The sequence below is a fragment of the Haemophilus sp. HN_Hi16 genome (assembly GCF_049823435.1).
Taxonomy (GTDB): Bacteria; Pseudomonadota; Gammaproteobacteria; order Enterobacterales; family Pasteurellaceae; genus Haemophilus; species Haemophilus influenzae_D.
Genome location: NZ_CP187500.1, coordinates 1,397,313 through 1,416,412 on the forward strand (window position 1 = coordinate 1,397,313; position 19,100 = coordinate 1,416,412).

The following is a 19,100-nucleotide window of genomic DNA, read 5'->3' on the forward strand; positions in this document are numbered from 1 at the left end:
TAAATGAAATCTCAATAGATCTGAAAGAGATAAAAATAACGGCGATCGCTTAAACGATCACCGTTAAATTGAAATTACTATTTAAACAGTAAATTATATTGGTTATTTTTGAGAAGTATTACTCTTCATTCAATAACTTTAATTCACGGCTTCTTACTTGATTTTTCAAGATTTCCGCAAATTCTTCCACTGTAAATGAGCCTAAATCTGCACCTTTACGTGTACGTACAGCCACTTTGCCTTCTGCGATTTCTTTATCGCCACAAACGAGCATATAAGGCACGCGACGTAAAGTATGTTCACGGATTTTGAAGCCCACTTTTTCGTTACGTAAATCAGTTTTCACGCGTAAACCTACATCGGAAAGCTGTTTTGCGACTTTCTGTACATAGTCAGCTTGGCTATCAGTGATATTCATCACAACTGCTTGGGTTGGAGCTAACCACGCAGGGAAGAAACCAGCATATTCTTCAGTAATGATACCAATGAAACGCTCAATTGAGCCTAAAATCGCACGATGAATCATTACAGGGGTTTTACGGCTATTGTCTTCTGCTACATAAGTTGCATCTAAACGACCTGGTAACGCGAAGTCTAATTGAACAGTACCACATTGCCATTCACGACCTAAACAATCGCGTAGTGCGAACTCAATTTTTGGACCATAGAATGCGCCTTCGCCTTCTTGGATTTCATATTCCAAGCCGTTATGTGCTAATGCAGCTGCAAGACCTGCTTCCGCACGATCCCACATTTCATCTGAACCGATACGATTTTCAGGGCGAGTAGAAAGTTTTACTGCAATATTAGTGAAACCAAAGGTGCTATAAATGTCGTACACCATTTTGATACAGCTAGTTACTTCGCTCTCAATTTGATCTTCAGTACAGAAAATATGCGCATCATCTTGAGTAAAGCCACGCACACGCATTAAACCGTGTAAAGAACCTGATGGTTCATTACGATGGCAAGAACCAAATTCCGCCATACGGATTGGTAAATCACGGTAAGATTTTAAACCTTGATTAAAAATTTGAACGTGTCCTGGACAGTTCATTGGTTTAATTGCATATTCACGGTTTTCAGATTGAGTTGTGAACATTAAATCTGCGTAATTTTGCCAGTGACCTGTTTTTTCCCACAACACGCGATCCATCATAAATGGGCCTTTTACTTCTTGATAATCGTATTGTTTTAATTTAGTACGCACGAAAGTTTCAAGCTCACGGAAAATTGTCCAGCCATCATTGTGCCAGAATACCATACCTGGCGCTTCTTCTTGCATATGATATAAATCTAATGCTTTACCAATTTTACGATGATCACGTTTTGCCGCTTCTTCTAAGCGTGTTAAATATTCAGCAAGTTGTTTTTTATCCGCCCAAGCCGTACCATAGATACGTTGTAACATTTTGTTTTTGCTGTCGCCACGCCAGTACGCACCAGCGACTTTTTGTAATTTGAAATGCTGACAGAAACGCATATTTGGCACGTGTGGTCCACGGCACATATCAATATATTCTAAGTGATGATATAACGCAGGCGTTGCAGTACGTTCAATGTTTTCATCTAAAATTGCCATTTTGTATGGCTCGCCGCGTTTTTCAAAGGTATCACGCGCTTCTTGCCAAGTAACACGTTTTTTCACGACGTCATAATTGGTTTTTGCCAATTCCAACATACGTTTTTCGATTGTATCAATATCTTCTTGGGTTAAAGAGCGATCTAAATCTACATCATAATAGAAGCCATTTTCAATGGTTGGGCCAATTGCCATTTTTACATCTGGGAATAATTGTTTAATAGCGTGTCCAAGCAAGTGAGCGCAAGAATGGCGGATAATCTCTAAACCGTCTTCATCTTTTGCAGTAATAATTTCTAACGTTGCATCTTGCTCGATAATATCGCACGCATCGTGACGTTCTCCATTTACACGGCCTGCGATAGTGGCTTTAGCAAGACCCGCACCAATATCTTGTGCGACTTCAAGAACAGAAACAGGATTATCGAATTGACGTTGGGAACCGTCAGGTAAAGTAATAATTGGCATTGTTTTTTCCTTATACAGTGGTCACCCATACGAAAGGTGACGTGTTCGTTTAAAATTCTATAAAAATTAACCGCACTTTTGCCCTACTTGGCTTCATTCCTACCATTGAACGAGCGAAATTAGGCAAAAAATGCGTGGCGAATTCTATCACTTTCTTAAGGTATTGTTAAATAAATGCACATATTTTACAGAAAGGAAATAATGTTTTTCTGACTAGGGGCTTTATATCCTAAAAATAAAGGCTAGAATAACCGCACTTTTAAATACACTGTTAAGGAATAAAAATGAGCAACGTATTAGTATTAAAATCTAGCATTTCAGGAAATAACTCTCAGACTAATCAATTAGTTGATTACGCTGTCGAAAAATTACAAGGTAATAACATTATCGTACGCGATTTATCTCAACAACCGCTTCCATATTTTGATACCGCAGCTGCAATTGCTGTGCGTGGGGAACCAAAAACAATAGAAGAAAAACAACTTCTGGCGTTGTCTGATGAATTAATCGAAGAATTAAAAAACGCACAGACATTAATAATTGGTGCGCCAATGTATAATTTAAACATTCCAACACAATTAAAAAGCTATTTTGATTTTATCGCACGTCCGCGCGTTACTTTCCAATATACAGCAAAGGGTCCTGAAGGTTTGTTGAAAGGCAAAAAAGTCATTGTGTTATGTGCATTTGGTGGGTTGTATGATGAAGAAAATTTAGTAACACAATATATGAAATCAATTTTAGGTTTTATCGGTATCACAGATGTGCAATTTGTTTATGCACAAGGCATTGGATTGGGTGCTGAAGCCATTGAAAAAGCACAATCATCTGCGAAAAATAAAATTAATGAACTTATCACAAGCCTTTAATCTTCAGATAATCTAAAAAATTTATTACAAACAAAAAAGTGCGGTAATTTACCGCACTTTTCTTGTTATTTTTTTCGTTCAACCCATTTTCCGTTGGTGAAATCAACAATCCATTTAGTCGCTTTTCCCTCTTTTTCAGAAGTCACATATTGCTTTTTCTCTTTACGACTAAAACGAACAATCGCTTCGTTCCCTTCAGGATCTTTTTGTGGTGCATCCGCTAAATAAGCTAATTTTTCAGGTAAACGCTCGCGATATTGCACAAGTTCTGAGATTTTAACTGGGCGTGTTTCGCGGGATTTCGGGAAGTTATGGGCTGACATAAACACGCCACTTGCACCATCACGCAATACAAAGTACGCATCAGATTTTTCACATTTTAGCTCAGGGAAATGTACTGGCTCTTCTTTCGGTGGTGCAACTTCGCCATTTTTCAAAATTTTGCGCGTGTTATCACAATTTGTACATCCCATATACTTGCCAAAACGACCAAGTTTTAAATGCATATCTGCACCGCATTTATCACACTCAACAACAGGGCCATCATAACCTTTAATTTTGAATGAGCCTTCTTCAATTAAATATCCATCACAATTTGGATTATTACCACAAATATGGATTTTACGATGGGCATCGATTACATAACTGTCCATTGCCGTTCCACATTTTGTACAACGTTTACGATCCATTAATGCTTTAGTTTCTGAAGATTCATCTAAAACATTCAATAATTCCGCTTCAGGAATTAAATTAATCGTTGTTTTGCACCGTTCTTTTGACGATAACGCATACCCAGTGCATCCTAAAAACACCCCTGTACTTGCCGTGCGAATTGCCATTTTTCTACCACAAGTTGGGCATTTAATATCGGTTTCCACAAGGCTATTTGGGCGCATACCGCCTTCAAGTTCATCTAATTCAGCTTTAGAAAGTTGGCTAGAAAAATCTTTGAAGAATTGATTCAATTCAGTTTTCCAATTTACTGAACCAGAGGCAATTTTATCTAAAGTATCTTCCATATTCGCGGTAAAATCGTAATTCATTAATTCCCCGAAAGATTCATTGAGGCGATCAGTTACAATTTCGCCCATTTTTTCTGCATAGAAACGACGATTTTCAGTACGAACATATCCACGTTCTTGAATAGTAGAAATAATTGCCGCATAGGTGGAAGGTCTGCCAATACCACGTTTTTCCAATTCTTTTACTAAAGCCGCTTCAGTAAAACGAGCAGGTGGTTTAGTAAAGTGTTGTGTTGGTTGCACTTCTTTTAAAGCAAGTTTTTCTGAAACAGCAACTACAGGCAATTCTTGATCTTCAGGATTTTTACCTATTTGTGGCAATACTTTTGTCCAACCATCAAAACGTAAAATTCTGCCTTTTGCTTTTAAGGTATAATCGCCTGCTGAAACAGTCAATGTACTACTATCATATTGTGCTGGTGGCATTTGACAGGCTAAGAATTGACGCCAAATTAAATCATAAAGACGTACTGCATCTTTTTCCATTCCCTCTAAGGATTCAGGCAATGCGCGAATATCTGAGGGGCGAATAGCCTCATGCGCCTCTTGCGCATTTTCTTTACTAGAATAGAAATTTGGTTTTTCTGGTAAATATTGCGCCCCAAAATGATTTTCAATATAGCTACGTGCCATATTTAGCGCATCTTGACTTAAATTGGTTGAGTCCGTACGCATATAAGTAATATAACCTGCTTCATATAAACGTTGGGCTAACATCATTGTCTTCTTAACGCCAAATCCTAAACGAGTACTTGCCGTTTGTTGAAGTGTTGATGTAATAAATGGCGCACGAGGGCGAGAACTTGTTGGCTTAGTGTCTAAATTTGTGACAACGTAATCAGAAACATTAAGAAAATCTACCGCACTTTGTGCCTCTTTTTGATTCTTTGGATCAAATTTCTTGCCTTTATAATCCGTGACATCCAAACGTATGGCTTGTTTATTTTGATTGTTCGTAAGGACGGCAACTTCCCAATATTCTTCAGGCTGGAACGCTTTAATTTCACGCTCGCGTTCTACTAATAATTTAACCGCAACCGATTGAACTCGACCAGCAGAAAGCCCGCGCGCAACTTTTTTCCAAAGTAACGGAGACACCATAAAGCCCACTACTCTATCTAAAAAACGACGAGTTTGTTGGGCATTAACGCGGTCCATATTTAATTGTTCAGGCTTTTCAAAAGCTTGTTTTATTGCATTTTTAGTGATTTCGTTAAACACCACGCGACTAAAACGATCATCATCTCCACCAATCACTTCACGTAAATGCCATGCAATCGCTTCCCCTTCTCTATCCAAGTCGGTTGCGAGATAAATATGATCTGCTTTTTTAGCAAGCGATTTTAATTCGGAAACTACTTTTTCTTTCCCTGGCAAAATCTGATAATTTGCTTTCCAATCGTGATAAGGATCAATCCCCATACGTTTAACTAAGGCGTTACGTTCCTTTTCTGCTTTAATTTTTGCTTTTTCTTCGGCATCCATACCTTTAGTTGAAATTGGTTTAGCTTTTTCGCCTGTACTAGAACCTACAGTTGGTAAATCACGAATATGTCCGACGCTCGATTTAACCACATATTGGCTACCTAAATACTTATTAATAGTTTTTGCTTTTGCTGGCGACTCCACAATCACTAAGGATTTACTCATTTGATTACCTAATATTACTAGAATTTTATAAAATTGCGGGTATAGTGCAAAGTTATGTAGGCAAAATCAAGCATTTTTTCAAAAAAGGTCTATAAATGGATAAACTCAATGCGATTTCTATTTTCTGTAAAATCATTGAAACCCAAAGTTTTACATTGGCAGCAAAGCAGCAAAATATTTCTGTAGCGATGGCAAGTAAATTAGTTTCACAATTAGAAGAACATTTAAAAATACGATTATTACAACGTACCACCAGAAAAATTATGCCTACCGAAGCAGGAATGATGTATTACCAACGCTGCCAAGGCATTTTGCTTGATTTAGATGAAGCAGATTCCAGCATTACTCAGCTTACCAGTTCATTACAAGGAAATTTACTGATTTCTGTTCCTCGGGATTTTGGTTTACTTTTTATTGCACCAAATTTACCCACTTTTATGGCTAAGCATCCTCATTTGCATATTGAAGTCGAATTTAATGATAAGAAAATCGATTTATTATCCGAAAGCTATGATCTTGCTCTTCGTATTGGTTATATGGAAGATAGCTCGTTGGTTTCACGTAAAATAGGAACTACTACTGTTCATTTTGTAGCATCGCCTAATTATCTTGAAGCGAATGGTATTCCACAAACGCCTGATGATTTAGAACATCATAATGGCTTACTTTATAAAAATTCAATGAATCAGGTAAATTGGGTTGGTTCACGGATAAATCAAACCCAACGTTTCAAAATCCAATCCAAAGTGGTAAGCAATAGCGGTTTTGCCTTATTAAATATGGCAAAAGCGGGATTGGGTATTGCTAATTTACCAAAATTTATTTTAGGTAGCGCCTTTGAAAAAGGCGAGCTTATCGAATTATTGCCAGAATATAAGCAACAAAAATTAGAAATTCATGTGCTCTATCCAAACAGAAGACATTTGCCAATAAAAGTACGGGCATTTATTGAATTTTTATCTGGATTGGGCTTGTGTTCAGAAATTTTGGAATATCCTGAAGATAGTCACTAAATACCATAAAAAAATACCGCACTTAAGCAACCCAAAGTGCGGTTATTTTTATACGTGTTTTTTTATAATGCTTTTAAGATGTCTTCAACACGATCTTTTGCATCACCAAAGAGCATTTGCGTATTCTCTTTGAAGAATAATGGATTTTGTACGCCTGCATAACCTACAGCCATTGAACGTTTGAACACAATCACATTTTGTGCTTTCCATACTTCTAACACTGGCATTCCTGCGATTGGGCTATTTGGATCTTCCATCGCAGCTGGGTTTACCGTATCGTTCGCACCGATAACCAATACCACATCGGTATCAGCGAAATCGTCGTTGATTTCATCCATTTCAAGTACCACATCGTAAGGCACTTTTGCTTCGGCTAACAGCACGTTCATATGACCGGGTAAACGTCCTGCAACAGGATGAATACCAAAACGAACGTTCACACCACGTTCACGCAATTTTGCCGTAATATCAGCGACTGGATATTGTGCTTGTGCCACAGCCATACCATATCCTGGCGTGATAATTACAGAACTTGCATTTTTCAACAATTCAGCCACTTCTTCTGCCGTAGTTTCACGGTGTTCGCCTTGTTCTTCGCTTGAAGAAACTTGAACATCGTTACCAAAACCACCCGCAATTACGCTCACAAATGAACGATTCATTGCTTTACACATAATATAAGAAAGAATTGCACCAGAAGAACCAACAAGCGCACCTGTAACGATGAGCAAATCATTATTCAACATAAAACCTGCTGCAGCCGCTGCCCAACCTGAATAAGAGTTAAGCATTGATACCACAACTGGCATATCTGCCCCACCGATTGATGCCACTAAGTGCCATCCAAATGCAAGCGCAATCGCTGTCATTAATAACACAGGGAAAATGCTTTCTGGATTATTCAAGAATGCAACCATCAATAATGCAGATACCACAAGTGCGGCTAAATTTAATTTATGGCGATGCGGTAACATTAATGCTTTTGAATTAATTTTTCCGCTCAATTTACCAAATGCGACAACTGAACCAGTGAAAGTTACTGCACCGATAAAGATACCTAAAAATACTTCGACATTATGAATATTCGTTAATACCGCTTGCTCTGCCACAAATGCGGCTTGTGCTGCTGCATCTAATCCTTCAGGCATTAATGCCTCATGGTGTAAACCATAGCTATTAAAGCCTACGAGTACAGCCGCTAAACCGACAAAACTGTGAAGAATCGCCACAAGTTCTGGCATTTCAGTCATTTCTACTTTTAATGCACGTTGAACACCGATTGCACCACCGATGATCATTGCAATAATGATCCAAAATGTTCCTTCAGAATGAGGTCCAAAAATGGTTGCGATAAGGGCAATTGTCATACCAACAATACCGAACCAACAACCCGCTTTAGCAGTTTCATGTTTAGAAAGTCCTGCCAAGCTCATAATGAAAAGTAATGCTGCTAAAATATACGCAGCCTGTACTAAACCTTCAGACATTGTGCGCTCCTTAACCTTTTCTAAACATTGCTAACATACGTTGTGTGACACGGAAACCACCAAAAATATTGATGCTTGCCACCAAAATCGCCACAAAAGCTAACGCATCGATAAATAGATTGCCTGTTGGCTGACGAATTTGTAATAACGCCCCAACAATAATAATGCCTGAAATTGCATTTGTTACTGCCATTAATGGTGTGTGAAGTGCATGGCTAACATTCCAAACCACGTAATAACCCACCACGCAAGCTAAAACAAATACAGTGAAATGTGATAAAAATGCAGCTGGTGCTACAGAAGCTAACCAAAGGAATAACACACCAACACCTGCCATCACACCATATTTCATACGAGGATCTGTTGGTTTAGATTCTTTTTTCTCTGCCACTGGTGCAGCTTTGGTCTCTTGTTTTGGTTGTGCAGACACTTGAATTTGTGCTGGTGGAATTTCTTCTCCATCACGAACAACGGTTACACCGCGAAGAACCACATCTTCAAAATCAATATTGATATTGCCATCTTTCTCTTTACACAAAAGTTTTAATAAATTGACTAAGTTTGTGCCATAAAGTTGAGACGATTGCGTTGGTAAACGGCTTGGAAAATCTGTATAACCAATCACTTTCACTTGGTTTTCAGTTGTAACAACTTTCCCTGCTTGCGTATATTCACAGTTACCACCAGTTGCAGCGGCTAAATCCACAATTACCGAACCTGGTTTCATTGAATCCACCATTTCTTTGGTAATCAAACGAGGTGCTGGTTTACCTGGAATGGCTGCCGTAGTAATAATAATATCGACTTCTTTAGCTTGTTCTGCGTAAAGCTCCATCGCACGACGGTTAAATTCTTCCGACATCACTTTCGCATAACCATCACCACTGCCGCCTTCTTCTTTGAAATCAATTTCTAAGAAGCTCGCACCCATACTCTGAACTTGCTCTTTCACTTCAGGACGAGAGTCAAAAGCACGAACAATCGCCCCAAGGCTATTTGCCGCACCAATTGCCGCCAAACCAGCTACACCAGCACCAATTACCAACACTTTTGCTGGTGGAACTTTACCAGCAGCAGTAATTTGTCCAGTAAAAAAACTACCAAATTCATGCGCAGCTTCAATGACAGCACGATAACCAGAAATATTCGCCATAGAAGAAAGTGCATCCAATGCTTGCGCACGAGAAATACGAGGCACTGCATCCATGGCTAACACATTAATTTTCTTCGCTGTGAGTTTTTCCATTAACTCAGGATTTTGCATACGCCAAATAAAGCTCACAAGCGTTGCGCCTTCCTTCATTTGAGCGATTTCTTCATCTGTCGGTGCATTTACTTTGAAGATAATATCCGATTGCCAAATTTCAGCCGACGAACCGATCTTCGCGCCTGCCTCTAAAAATGCTTGATCTTCAAAACTAGCTTTAAAACCTGCATCGTGTTCCACGATCACGTCAAAGCCCAATTTCAATATTTGTTGAACCGTTTTCGGCGTTGCCGCCACACGGTTCTCATTCTCAAGCAGCTCTCTAGGTACACCAATTAACATACTGTTTCCCTCTGATTGATGATTGGGTTGATGAGATTAATGAACAAACTTTCGTCTATTCATCGTTAAAATGACAAAAAGTCAAACAGATACAACTGTATCATTGATTGAATGAAAATAGGTAACGTTTTTAAGTGGTTTTACAAGATATTGTGATAGGGATCACGAAAAATCTCTATTTATAATTTTCTATAAAAAATCAAAAAATAATAGATCTATATATCCTAAGTAATAATATTAGACACTGTAGTGGATTAACATCAATACCAAGCCACAAAAAAGAAAATGACACATTATAAATAAAAAATGCTTGAAAAATCTTATTAAATTTTTGTTGCTAAAGTTAGCTCAAGAACTACTGCAGATTTGCTTAATATTCAACCTAATACATACAGCAATTCTGTTTTATCCAAATTAGCTTTTTATTGAGTGCTATTTAGTACTTGAAGCTCACGGACTTGACAGCATTAAGATTAATGAAAATTACCTAAAGGAAAAAAGACATATAAACAACATAGGAAATTTTTAGAATTAAGGTAAAGCTTGTACTCTCAAAAATATAATGGAATTGATCTAAAATACTTTTCTTTATTCTTAAAGGATATGGATTTAAGCTTAATTTGGGTATATGGAAGGGCAATTGAAAATACTGAAAAATGATGCAAGATTTAGAACCGATCTACTATAGTCCAAAAATAAATTTATCCAAATTAATCTTGTACCTTGCCATTCTTGCTATTCTTTTTTATCCTATGCTCCAATTTTGGAGGCTATTATGAAATTTAAAAATATTCTCGTTGTACTTAATCCCAGTAATGAAAAACAGTACGCCCTAGCTCGTGCAGTGCGTTTAGTTGAAGAACAAAAAAATGAAACTAAGGTAAAAATCACCGCACTTTTATCAGTCTATGATTTATCTTATGAAATGTCAGCTTTACTTTCTTCTGAAGAACGTTCAGAAATGCATCAACAAGTAATAGAAAAACACCGTCACGCTGTTCAATATTACTTAGATAAATATGCAAATCCAGAAATTGAATTACAATCTCATATTGTGTGGAATAGTAATGAAGCTGATGCAATTAACGAAGAAGTAGAAAATAATAATTACGATCTAGTCGTAAAATATACCAAAGACGAAGAAAAACTTACGTCTCTAATCTTTACTCCCATTGATTGGCAACTTCTTCGTAAATGCCCTATTCCTGTCTTAATGGTTCGTGATGGCGATTGGAAACATCAACGCCGTATTCTTGTGGCTGTTAATGTATCTGGAGAGCAAGAATATCAAGATGAATTTAATCAAGAGCTGGTAGAAACTGGTATTTCACTCGCGGAAAATCTAAATCGTGGTAATGTCCATTTGGTGGCAGCCTACCCTTCCGCGCCAATTAATATGGCGATTGATTTGCCTGAATTTAATACTTCAGGTTATGAAAACGGTATTCGAGGTCAGCATCTCATTAATATGAAAGCGTTACGTCAGAAGTTTGGGATTGATGAAGATCATACTCACGTACGTGAAGGTTTCCCAGAGGAAGTTATTCCTGAAGTGGCGAAAGAAATTGAAGCTGAATTAGTGATTTTAGGCACAGTGGGACGCACAGGTTTATCTGCCGCATTATTAGGCAATACTGCAGAACATGTAATTAGTAAATTAAGTTGTAATTTATTAGGCATTAAACCATCGAAAAAAGACGATTAAAACATTTTCCTCAATTTATAAGACGCCCTAAATATTTTGTATTTAGGGCATTTTTATACTATTTCTTATGGTATTTTTCATTTTGTGATCTCGATCACAAATCTTAAAATTTTATTTAAATAGCTATTTAAATGATAGCTATTTTCATTTAGTATTTTGCACTCATTTTTTAACTCCCCCATTCTTATTAAGGAAATATATGAAAAAGACATTAATTACAAGCTTATTGGTTTTATCTGGCATAGCACAAGCTCACGAAGTTTGGGTTCAAGCACCGACGAAATTAGCATCAGGTTCTGTATTAAAAGCAGAATTAGCTTATGGGGATTACCCTTATGTAGAAAAAATTCCTGAAGCACGTTTAAAAATTTTTGCACCAATGGAAATTATTCATCAAAATGGAGAAAAACAAACCTTAATCCAAAAAGGCGAAAACTATCAATATCAATCAGAGAACGCATTGTCTGATGGTTCTTATTGGATAACAGCCACTTATAAACCAACATTTTGGTCACAAAATGCTGAAGGTTGGAAAATGGATAATTTGAAAGGATTAGAAAACCCAACTTATTGCGAACAAACTCAAATGTTTGGCAAAAGTCTCGTTACCGTTGGTAAAAAACCATTAAATGCAGAAATGGCAATGACAAGAGTTGGTTTACCGCTAGAAATTGTTCCTTTGCGTGATCCAAGCAAAGCGAAATCAGGCGAACCGTTCCCTGTTCAAATTTTCTACCAAGATCAACCATTAGCAGGCGAAACTGTCATCGCAACCGCTGATACTATTATCGTGAAAGATCTTGAAGCAAGTACAGGTCATCGTGAACCACAAGGTTTTTCAGGTAAAACAGATAGTCAAGGACGTGTGAATATCATTCCATTAATTGATGGAATTTGGAAAATTAAAGTTATTCATAAAACACCATTTGCAGATCAACAAACTTGTCAGCAATCTGCAAGCTATAGCACATTAATTTTACCGGTTGGTAAAGGATTAGCTAAATTACCACCAAAACCAGAACACCATCATCATTAACCTTGAAAGTGCGGTGGAATTTCACCGCACTTTTGCATCCTAATTAAATAAAAAATACAGAAATAGTCTGCCTAAATCCTAAGTTATTCATCTGCATATCCAGATTTTGGCAAGGGTTTCCCATCTAAATATGCCAAATTATCTTTAAGTCTTAACCGACCTTCGGTAAACCATTTAATCACAAGCGGATAAATTTGATATTCTTGCTCACGGGTTCTAGCTTCCACTTCTTCTATGCTATCTTCGGGGAAGATTGGCACTTTTGCTTGTAAGACAATCGCACCACCATCTACTTCTTCATTGACAAAATGGACGGTTGTGCCGTGTTCATTGTCGCCTGCTTCAAGCGCACGTTGGTAGGTGTTTAAGCCTGCGTATTTAGGAAGAAGAGAAGGATGGATATTTAAAATTTTCCCTGCAAAACGTTGAGTAAATTTTGGGGTAAGAATTTTCATATAACCAGCAAGGACGATCAAATCTACTGCTAGGCTTTGCAAATAATCGCCAATGGCATCGTCCATTTCGAGGTTATTGGCAAAATTTTTGCGAAGAAAGACCGCTTGCGGAATCTGTGCTTGTTTGGCTCGAACTAATCCGTAAGCATCAGCTTTGTTACTTACCACACAAGCAATTTTGGCGGGAATATCGCCTGAATGGCAGGCATCAATAATAGTTTGTAAATTCGTTCCTTGACCAGAAATAAGGACGGCAATTTTTTTCATTTTCTTCCTTATAGAAATCAGCTTAAAAGGGCTGAATTGAAATTTAAGATTTTATTATTGAATCTCAACCTGTGCTTCGTCTTCGCCAAGAGGTGCAATTTTGCCTATAACCCACGCTTTTTCGCCCGCTTGTTCAAGCAATGCGATAGCGGTTTCAACCTCTTTTTCTGGTAATGCAATTACCATACCTACGCCACAGTTAAAAGTGCGGTACATTTCATAACGACTAATATTGCCTTTTTCTTGTAACCAGTTGAAGATCGCAGGCCATTGCCAGCTTGATTCATCAATCACTGCTTTGGTGTTGTCAGGTAATACACGCGGGATATTTTCCCAGAAACCGCCGCCTGTTAAGTGAGCAATGGCGTGAACTTCGGTCTGCTTGATCAGCTGTAAAATCGATTTTACATAGATTTTGGTTGGTGCTAAAAGGTGTTCGCTAAGCGGTTTGCTTTCTAATAAATCCGCTGGATTTGCACCGCTCACTTCAAGCACTTTGCGAATAAGTGAATAGCCGTTTGAGTGAGCACCACTTGAGCCGAGTGCGATAAGCGTGTCGCCCGTTTTTACTGCTGTGCCGTCAATAATCTCTGATTTTTCTACCACGCCCACGCAGAAACCTGCCAAATCATAGTCGCCTTCGTGGTACATTCCAGGCATTTCAGCAGTTTCGCCACCGACTAACGCACAGCCAGACATTTCGCAACCGTCAGCAATACCTTTGATCACATTTGCTGCCACATCAACGTCTAATTTACCTGTTGCATAGTAATCTAAGAAGAAAAGCGGTTCTGCCCCTTGTACGATTAAGTCGTTTACACACATTGCCACTAAATCCTGACCAATGGTATCGTGTTTTTTCAAGTCAATCGCCAGGCGTAATTTTGTGCCCACGCCATCTGTACCAGAAACTAAAATTGGCTCTTTATATTTAGTTGGTAAAGCACATAATGCACCGAAACCACCCAATCTGCCCAAGACTTCAGAGCGGCGAGTGCGTTTTACATCGCCTTTGATACGTTCGACTAATTCATTCCCAGCGTGAATATCTACGCCAGCATCTTTGTAGCTAAGTTGTGTGTTGCTCACGATTAACCTCAATCAGTAGAAATAAAAATTAGGCAGATTATATCATTAAGCAAACGTTTGCGGTATTGTTAAATTAATTCATTTAATGGCATTTTTAAAATTAAAATGAAATTGCTTGCAATCAAAATCCATTTGTACTACTTTAATAGTACAAATAAGCTCAGGATTTAGGAGAAAAAATGAAAACCACAACCGCATTAGTTACAGGCGCAACTGCAGGCTTTGGCTTGGCAATCTGTAAAAAATTGATCGAAGCTGGCTATAAAGTAATTGGCACGGGCAGACGTGCAGATCGATTAGCAGAAATCCATTCACAATTAGGCAATAATTTTCTACCGCTTGCCTTTGACATTCGTGATGAACAAGCCACAATTAACGCTCTAAGCACCCTTCCTGAAGGTTGGCAAGCGGTCGATTTATTAGTGAATAATGCAGGTTTAGCCTTGGGATTAGAGCCAGCACATAAAGCGGATTTACAAGATTGGTATCAGATGATCGATACCAACATCAAAGGATTGGTTACTATCACTCGCCTTGTGTTGCCAAATATGGTGACTCGTAATCACGGGCAGATTATCAATTTGAGTTCAATTGCAGGTACTTATCCTTATGCTGGCAGTAATGTATATGGTGGAAGTAAAGCTTTTGTCACACAATTTAGCTTAAATTTACGAGCCGATCTGGCAGGCACAAAAATTCGAGTAAGCAATGTTGAACCCGGTTTATGTGGCGGTACGGAGTTCTCTAATGTGCGTTTTCACGGCGATGATGAAAGAGCGGCAAAAGTGTATGAAAACGTGCAATCGGTTCAGCCTGAAGATATTGCTAACATTGTATTATGGCTTCATCAACAACCTGAACACGTGAACATTAATCGCATTGAAGTAATGCCAACCGCACAATCATTTGCGGGAATGAGCGTTGCAAAAGATAACTAAAAAATAATAGGAAAAAAATATGTCAGACACACTTCTTAACCCTTATTTTGGCGAATTTGGCGGAATGTATGTACCCGAAATTTTAGTGCCTGTTTTAAAGCAATTAGAACAAGCCTTTGTGGAGGCTCAAAATGATCCTACATTCCAAGCAGAATTTGCCGATTTACTCAAAAATTATGCAGGCAGACCGACCGCACTTACCCTTTGTCGTAACTTAACCAAAGGTACAAAAACTAAACTTTATCTTAAACGTGAAGATTTATTACATGGGGGTGCCCATAAAACTAACCAAGTATTAGGGCAAATTTTGCTTGCTAAACGTATGGGCAAAACGCGTATTATTGCCGAAACTGGTGCAGGTCAGCACGGTGTTGCGACCGCCCTAGCTTGTGCCATGTTAGATATGCCGTGCCGTGTTTATATGGGCGCAAAAGATGTTGAACGCCAATCGCCAAATGTGTTCCGTATGCGTTTGATGGGTGCGGAAGTGATTCCTGTACAAAAAGGCTCTTGCTCTTTAAAAGACGCTTGTTGTGAAGCAATGCGTGATTGGTCAGCAAACTATGAAACCACTCATTATTTACTTGGCACCGCGGCAGGCCCCCATCCATTCCCGACTATCGTGCGTGAATTTCAAAAAATGATTGGGATTGAGACGAAACGTCAAATTCTCGAACGGGAAGCTCGTTTACCTGATGCAGTGATTGCTGCTGTTGGTGGTGGCTCGAATGCAATTGGTATGTTTGCGGATTTCATTGAAGAAACCGCTGTGAAACTCATCGGCGTAGAACCTGCGGGTAAAGGTATTGAAAGCGGTGAACATGGCGCACCGCTCAAGCACGGCACAACAGGCATCTACTTCGGAATGAAATCGCCAATTATGCAAGATAAAGATGGACAAATTGAGGAATCCTATTCCATTTCTGCAGGGTTAGATTTTCCCTCTGTTGGGCCACAACATGCTTATTTAAATGCGATTGGTCGTGCTGATTATGTATCGATTACCGATGAAGAAGCCCTCAACGCATTCCAAGAATTAGCAAAACACGAAGGCATTATTCCTGCATTAGAAAGCTCACACGCCTTGGCTTATGCCTTGAAATTGATTAAACAAAATCCTGAAAAAGAACAACTTTTAGTGGTTAATCTTTCAGGACGAGGCGATAAAGATATTTTTACCGTTGATAAAATTTTAAATGGAGGAACGAACTAATGAGCCGTTTTGAAACGCAATTTGCGACACTTAACGTAAAAAATGAAGGTGCTTTCGTGCCGTTCGTTACCCTTTGCGACCCTACTTTCGACCGCTCTTTTAAGATCATTTGCACACTTGTCGATAACGGTGCGGATGCTTTAGAACTCGGTTTTCCTTTTTCCGATCCACTCCTTGATGGCCCAGTTATTCAATCGGCGAATAATCGTGCTTTAACTGCAGGTCATAGCAGTGAAGATAGCTTTAAACTATTGGAAAAAGTGCGGTCAAAATATCCAGAGATTCCGATTAGTTTATTACTTTGTGCCAATTTAATTTTTGCCAAAGGTCTAGATGCTTTTTATCAACGTTGCGCAGAAGTCGGTGTTGATGCTGTACTTGTAGCAGATATTCCGTTACTCGCAAAAGAAGATTATGTACAAGCGGCTAAAAAACACGGCATTCAACCCGTCTTTATTTGCCCACCAAATGCGGACGAGAAAACGATCCAAGGTGTAGCGGAAAATAGCGAAGGCTATACTTATTTAGTTTCTCGTGCTGGCGTAACCAGCGCTGAAAATCAAGCTCACGCAGCAAATTTGGACACCCTTGTAGAACAGCTTAAAGCCCATAATGCCCCACCAATTTTACAAGGCTTTGGCATTGCTCAACCAGAGCAAGTTAAAGAAGCGTTGTCTTTGGGTGCTGCGGGTGCAATTTCAGGTTCGGCAACAGTAAAAATTATTGAGCGAAATTTAGATAATCATGAGCAATGTTTAGTTGAATTAGCTGAATTTGTTCAAGCAATGAAAGCAGCAACAAAATAAGCAAAAAAGAACCCGCACTTGTGGTGGGTTTCTTTTATCTACCGAGAAAATTAAAAATTTAATACTTTATCGGCTTCCATCGTCCAGTCTGCCAGCTCTGCTAACGTGCCGATTTCCACACCGTCCGCCAACGGTAATTCAGTGATACCACGAGCATTTGTACAGGTTTTACAAAGTTTAATTGTCGCCCTTTGCGCTGTTAAAATTTCCAACATTTGTTGTAAATGATACCCTTCTGCTGGATTTTGTTTTGCTAAACCGCCAGTTACCGCATCAGACATTAAAAATACTTTTAAATTAACCGCACTTTTATGTTGCTCTTGCAACTGTAACGCCAAACGTAATGCACTAAAAAAATGCTCGTCACCATAAGGGGATGAATGGATAATAAATAGAATATTTTGCATACTCTTCTCTTTAATTTCCTTGGTATTAATAACCTTGCTGATAAATTCCTTCCAACAATTTCACTGAAAGTAAGGCGAGATTAAAGCGTTGTTCATCTGCCACAGACCAAAATTCTACGCCATTTTCTACCGCACTTATTTGACTTAAATGAAGTTTTACTGATTCTTCGCCATTTTCTTGTTCTCCATTAAGAACAGGCGTAATTAAGTCTTCTTCTAAAGCGATAAGATCACTATTTTGAGGCTGATAGTCGAAATCATAGTCTGAAAGTGCGGTAACTTTTTGTGCCAATCCATAAAATACAGGCACTTGGATTGAGTGGAATGTAGCACGATCTAATTGAGGAAAAATTCGTTGTAATTGAGTGGATAAATTAGATGTTTGATGCGGATAAACATCAAATGCTAATCTAGTTTTTCCTTCATCTAATGGAATACCATTTAATAAACGGGCTGTTTGTCCCGCAAGTTTCGTCACGGTTTCTGCATCCGTATAAGAAGCCGGCAATAAAGAGGTGACAAACACTTGATTGAGATTAGTCTCTTGTAAAATCGGGGCAAGCGTTAAGGCAAGTTGGCTTACTTGTGGATCAGGCAAGCTAACAATGTTACGTTGTCTCAGTTCAAATAATTGTGATTCATTTACGGTTGGAACAACAACTGGCACATCTGAAAGTGCACTACAAACGCCTAACATATCAATGACAATACAGCCCTGCTCTGCTGCTTGCGCAATATGGGAAACTTGCTCAAGTTTTCCAGCAAAAAAGACATAATTAAAATCAACCCATTCAACTTCATTTGGAGAAAGCTGTTCAACGCCTTTATTGCGAAAACGAATATTTTGTTCTTCTTCAAAAGGTATCATTTCAACAATAGAAACGTTACTAATTTCAAGCTCACTTTGTTCTAAACGCTCTACAATTTTTTCACTTAATTCAAATTCTGCTGCTATCGCAATATTTAAGGTTGCGTCCATTTTTCTCTCCGCTGTAAAATAATCGGCATTATTTTACACCAAAACCAGGAACGAAATAATGACACCTGCAATTGATTTACTTAAAAAACAAAAAATTCCTTTTACCTTGCACACTTATGATCATGATCCAAACAATCAACATTTTGGTGATGAAGCCGCAGAAAAATTAGGCATTGATCCTAACCGCTCTTTTAAAACCTTACTTGTGGCGGAAAATGGCGATCAGAAAAAACTCGCTTGTTTTGTGCTTGCAACGGCCAATATGCTGAATTTAAAGAAAGCGGCAAAATCTATCGGTGTGAAAAAAGTCGAAATGGCAGATAAAGATGCGGCGCAAAAAAGTACAGGTTATCTTGTGGGGGGAATTAGCCCGCTCGGTCAAAAGAAACGCGTTAAAACCGTGATAAATTCAACCGCACTTGAGTTTCAAACGATTTATGTTTCAGGCGGAAAACGGGGGCTAAGCGTAGAAATTGCGCCACAAGATTTAGCAAAAGTATTAGGTGCAGAATTTACTGATATCGTTGATGAATAAGTGATTAATTTACAAATTTAAAGGCGGATT

At 38.5% G+C, this 19,100-nt stretch carries 16 protein-coding genes; 8 read left to right on the forward strand and 8 right to left on the reverse strand.

Features of this window, described 5'->3' with window-relative positions:
- Positions 1 to 118: 118 nt before the first annotated feature.
- Positions 119 to 2,050, reverse strand: a complete 1,932-nt coding sequence (gene thrS / locus ACPT9C_RS06965) for a threonine--tRNA ligase (protein WP_050949207.1) — start codon at positions 2,048 to 2,050, stop codon at positions 119 to 121.
- A 284-nt stretch (positions 2,051 to 2,334) separates the two neighbouring features.
- Here thrS and ACPT9C_RS06970 point away from each other — a divergent pair, with 284 nt between their 5' ends.
- The gene (locus tag ACPT9C_RS06970) at positions 2,335 to 2,919 is read left to right on the forward strand and encodes an FMN-dependent NADH-azoreductase (RefSeq protein WP_050847130.1); all 585 of its coding nucleotides are present in this window, start codon (positions 2,335 to 2,337) and stop codon (positions 2,917 to 2,919) included.
- A 65-nt stretch (positions 2,920 to 2,984) separates the two neighbouring features.
- On the opposite strand, the gene topA is transcribed toward ACPT9C_RS06970, so the two are convergent.
- Complete coding sequence (gene topA / locus ACPT9C_RS06975) at positions 2,985 to 5,591, reverse strand: type I DNA topoisomerase (RefSeq protein ID WP_118879824.1); 2,607 nt, start codon at positions 5,589 to 5,591, stop codon at positions 2,985 to 2,987.
- Positions 5,592 to 5,686: 95 nt separating this feature from the next.
- Here topA and ACPT9C_RS06980 point away from each other — a divergent pair, with 95 nt between their 5' ends.
- The gene (locus ACPT9C_RS06980) at positions 5,687 to 6,604 is read left to right on the forward strand and encodes a LysR family transcriptional regulator (protein ID WP_050847132.1); all 918 of its coding nucleotides are present in this window, start codon (positions 5,687 to 5,689) and stop codon (positions 6,602 to 6,604) included.
- Between the two features lie 62 nt (positions 6,605 to 6,666).
- On the opposite strand, the gene pntB is transcribed toward ACPT9C_RS06980, so the two are convergent.
- On the reverse strand, positions 6,667 to 8,091 hold the full coding sequence (gene pntB, locus ACPT9C_RS06985) for a Re/Si-specific NAD(P)(+) transhydrogenase subunit beta (RefSeq protein WP_005637794.1): 1,425 nt from the start codon (positions 8,089 to 8,091) through the stop codon (positions 6,667 to 6,669).
- Between the two features lie 10 nt (positions 8,092 to 8,101).
- A complete protein-coding gene (gene pntA, locus ACPT9C_RS06990; RefSeq protein ID WP_050949209.1) occupies positions 8,102 to 9,640 on the reverse strand; it encodes a Re/Si-specific NAD(P)(+) transhydrogenase subunit alpha in 1,539 nt (512 codons plus the stop codon).
- A gap of 775 nt (positions 9,641 to 10,415) precedes the next feature.
- Between pntA and uspE the strand changes: the two genes are divergently transcribed.
- Positions 10,416 to 11,345, forward strand: coding sequence for a universal stress protein UspE (gene uspE / locus ACPT9C_RS06995; RefSeq protein ID WP_005656626.1), 930 nt, complete (start codon positions 10,416 to 10,418; stop codon positions 11,343 to 11,345).
- Positions 11,346 to 11,544: 199 nt separating this feature from the next.
- Complete coding sequence (locus ACPT9C_RS07000) at positions 11,545 to 12,381, forward strand: DUF4198 domain-containing protein (protein WP_050949210.1); 837 nt, start codon at positions 11,545 to 11,547, stop codon at positions 12,379 to 12,381.
- Positions 12,382 to 12,464: 83 nt separating this feature from the next.
- Here ACPT9C_RS07000 and purN read toward each other — a convergent pair whose 3' ends face one another.
- Positions 12,465 to 13,103: a phosphoribosylglycinamide formyltransferase gene (purN, locus tag ACPT9C_RS07005; protein WP_061671202.1), complete on the reverse strand. Its 639-nt coding sequence runs from the start codon at positions 13,101 to 13,103 to the stop codon at positions 12,465 to 12,467.
- A gap of 54 nt (positions 13,104 to 13,157) precedes the next feature.
- Positions 13,158 to 14,192 (reverse strand): phosphoribosylformylglycinamidine cyclo-ligase, encoded by a 1,035-nt coding sequence (gene purM / locus ACPT9C_RS07010; protein WP_061671201.1) that lies wholly within the window; start codon positions 14,190 to 14,192, stop codon positions 13,158 to 13,160.
- A gap of 179 nt (positions 14,193 to 14,371) precedes the next feature.
- Here purM and ACPT9C_RS07015 point away from each other — a divergent pair, with 179 nt between their 5' ends.
- Genes ACPT9C_RS07015 through trpA form a run of 3 tightly spaced genes read left to right on the forward strand, consistent with a single transcriptional unit; the run spans position 14,372 to position 17,149 of the window.
- On the forward strand, positions 14,372 to 15,130 hold the full coding sequence (locus ACPT9C_RS07015) for an SDR family oxidoreductase (RefSeq protein ID WP_050949213.1): 759 nt from the start codon (positions 14,372 to 14,374) through the stop codon (positions 15,128 to 15,130).
- A gap of 19 nt (positions 15,131 to 15,149) precedes the next feature.
- The gene (gene trpB / locus ACPT9C_RS07020) at positions 15,150 to 16,343 is read left to right on the forward strand and encodes a tryptophan synthase subunit beta (protein ID WP_050949214.1); all 1,194 of its coding nucleotides are present in this window, start codon (positions 15,150 to 15,152) and stop codon (positions 16,341 to 16,343) included.
- Entirely contained in the window at positions 16,343 to 17,149 is an 807-nt protein-coding gene (gene trpA, locus ACPT9C_RS07025) for a tryptophan synthase subunit alpha (protein WP_005662346.1), read from the forward strand. The genes trpB and trpA overlap by 1 nt, the downstream gene beginning before the upstream one ends.
- A 50-nt stretch (positions 17,150 to 17,199) precedes the next feature.
- Here the strand turns inward: trpA and ACPT9C_RS07030 are convergent, their stop codons facing one another.
- Together ACPT9C_RS07030 and ACPT9C_RS07035 are read right to left on the reverse strand one after the other, a co-directional pair.
- Positions 17,200 to 17,556, reverse strand: a complete 357-nt coding sequence (locus tag ACPT9C_RS07030; protein ID WP_005662349.1) for a DsrE/DsrF/TusD sulfur relay family protein — start codon at positions 17,554 to 17,556, stop codon at positions 17,200 to 17,202.
- A 25-nt stretch (positions 17,557 to 17,581) separates the two neighbouring features.
- Positions 17,582 to 18,535: an oxidoreductase gene (locus ACPT9C_RS07035; RefSeq protein ID WP_050949215.1), complete on the reverse strand. Its 954-nt coding sequence runs from the start codon at positions 18,533 to 18,535 to the stop codon at positions 17,582 to 17,584.
- Positions 18,536 to 18,593: 58 nt separating this feature from the next.
- Between ACPT9C_RS07035 and ybaK the strand changes: the two genes are divergently transcribed.
- A complete protein-coding gene (gene ybaK / locus ACPT9C_RS07040; RefSeq protein ID WP_050949216.1) occupies positions 18,594 to 19,070 on the forward strand; it encodes a Cys-tRNA(Pro) deacylase in 477 nt (158 codons plus the stop codon).
- Positions 19,071 to 19,100: the final 30 nt, after the last annotated feature.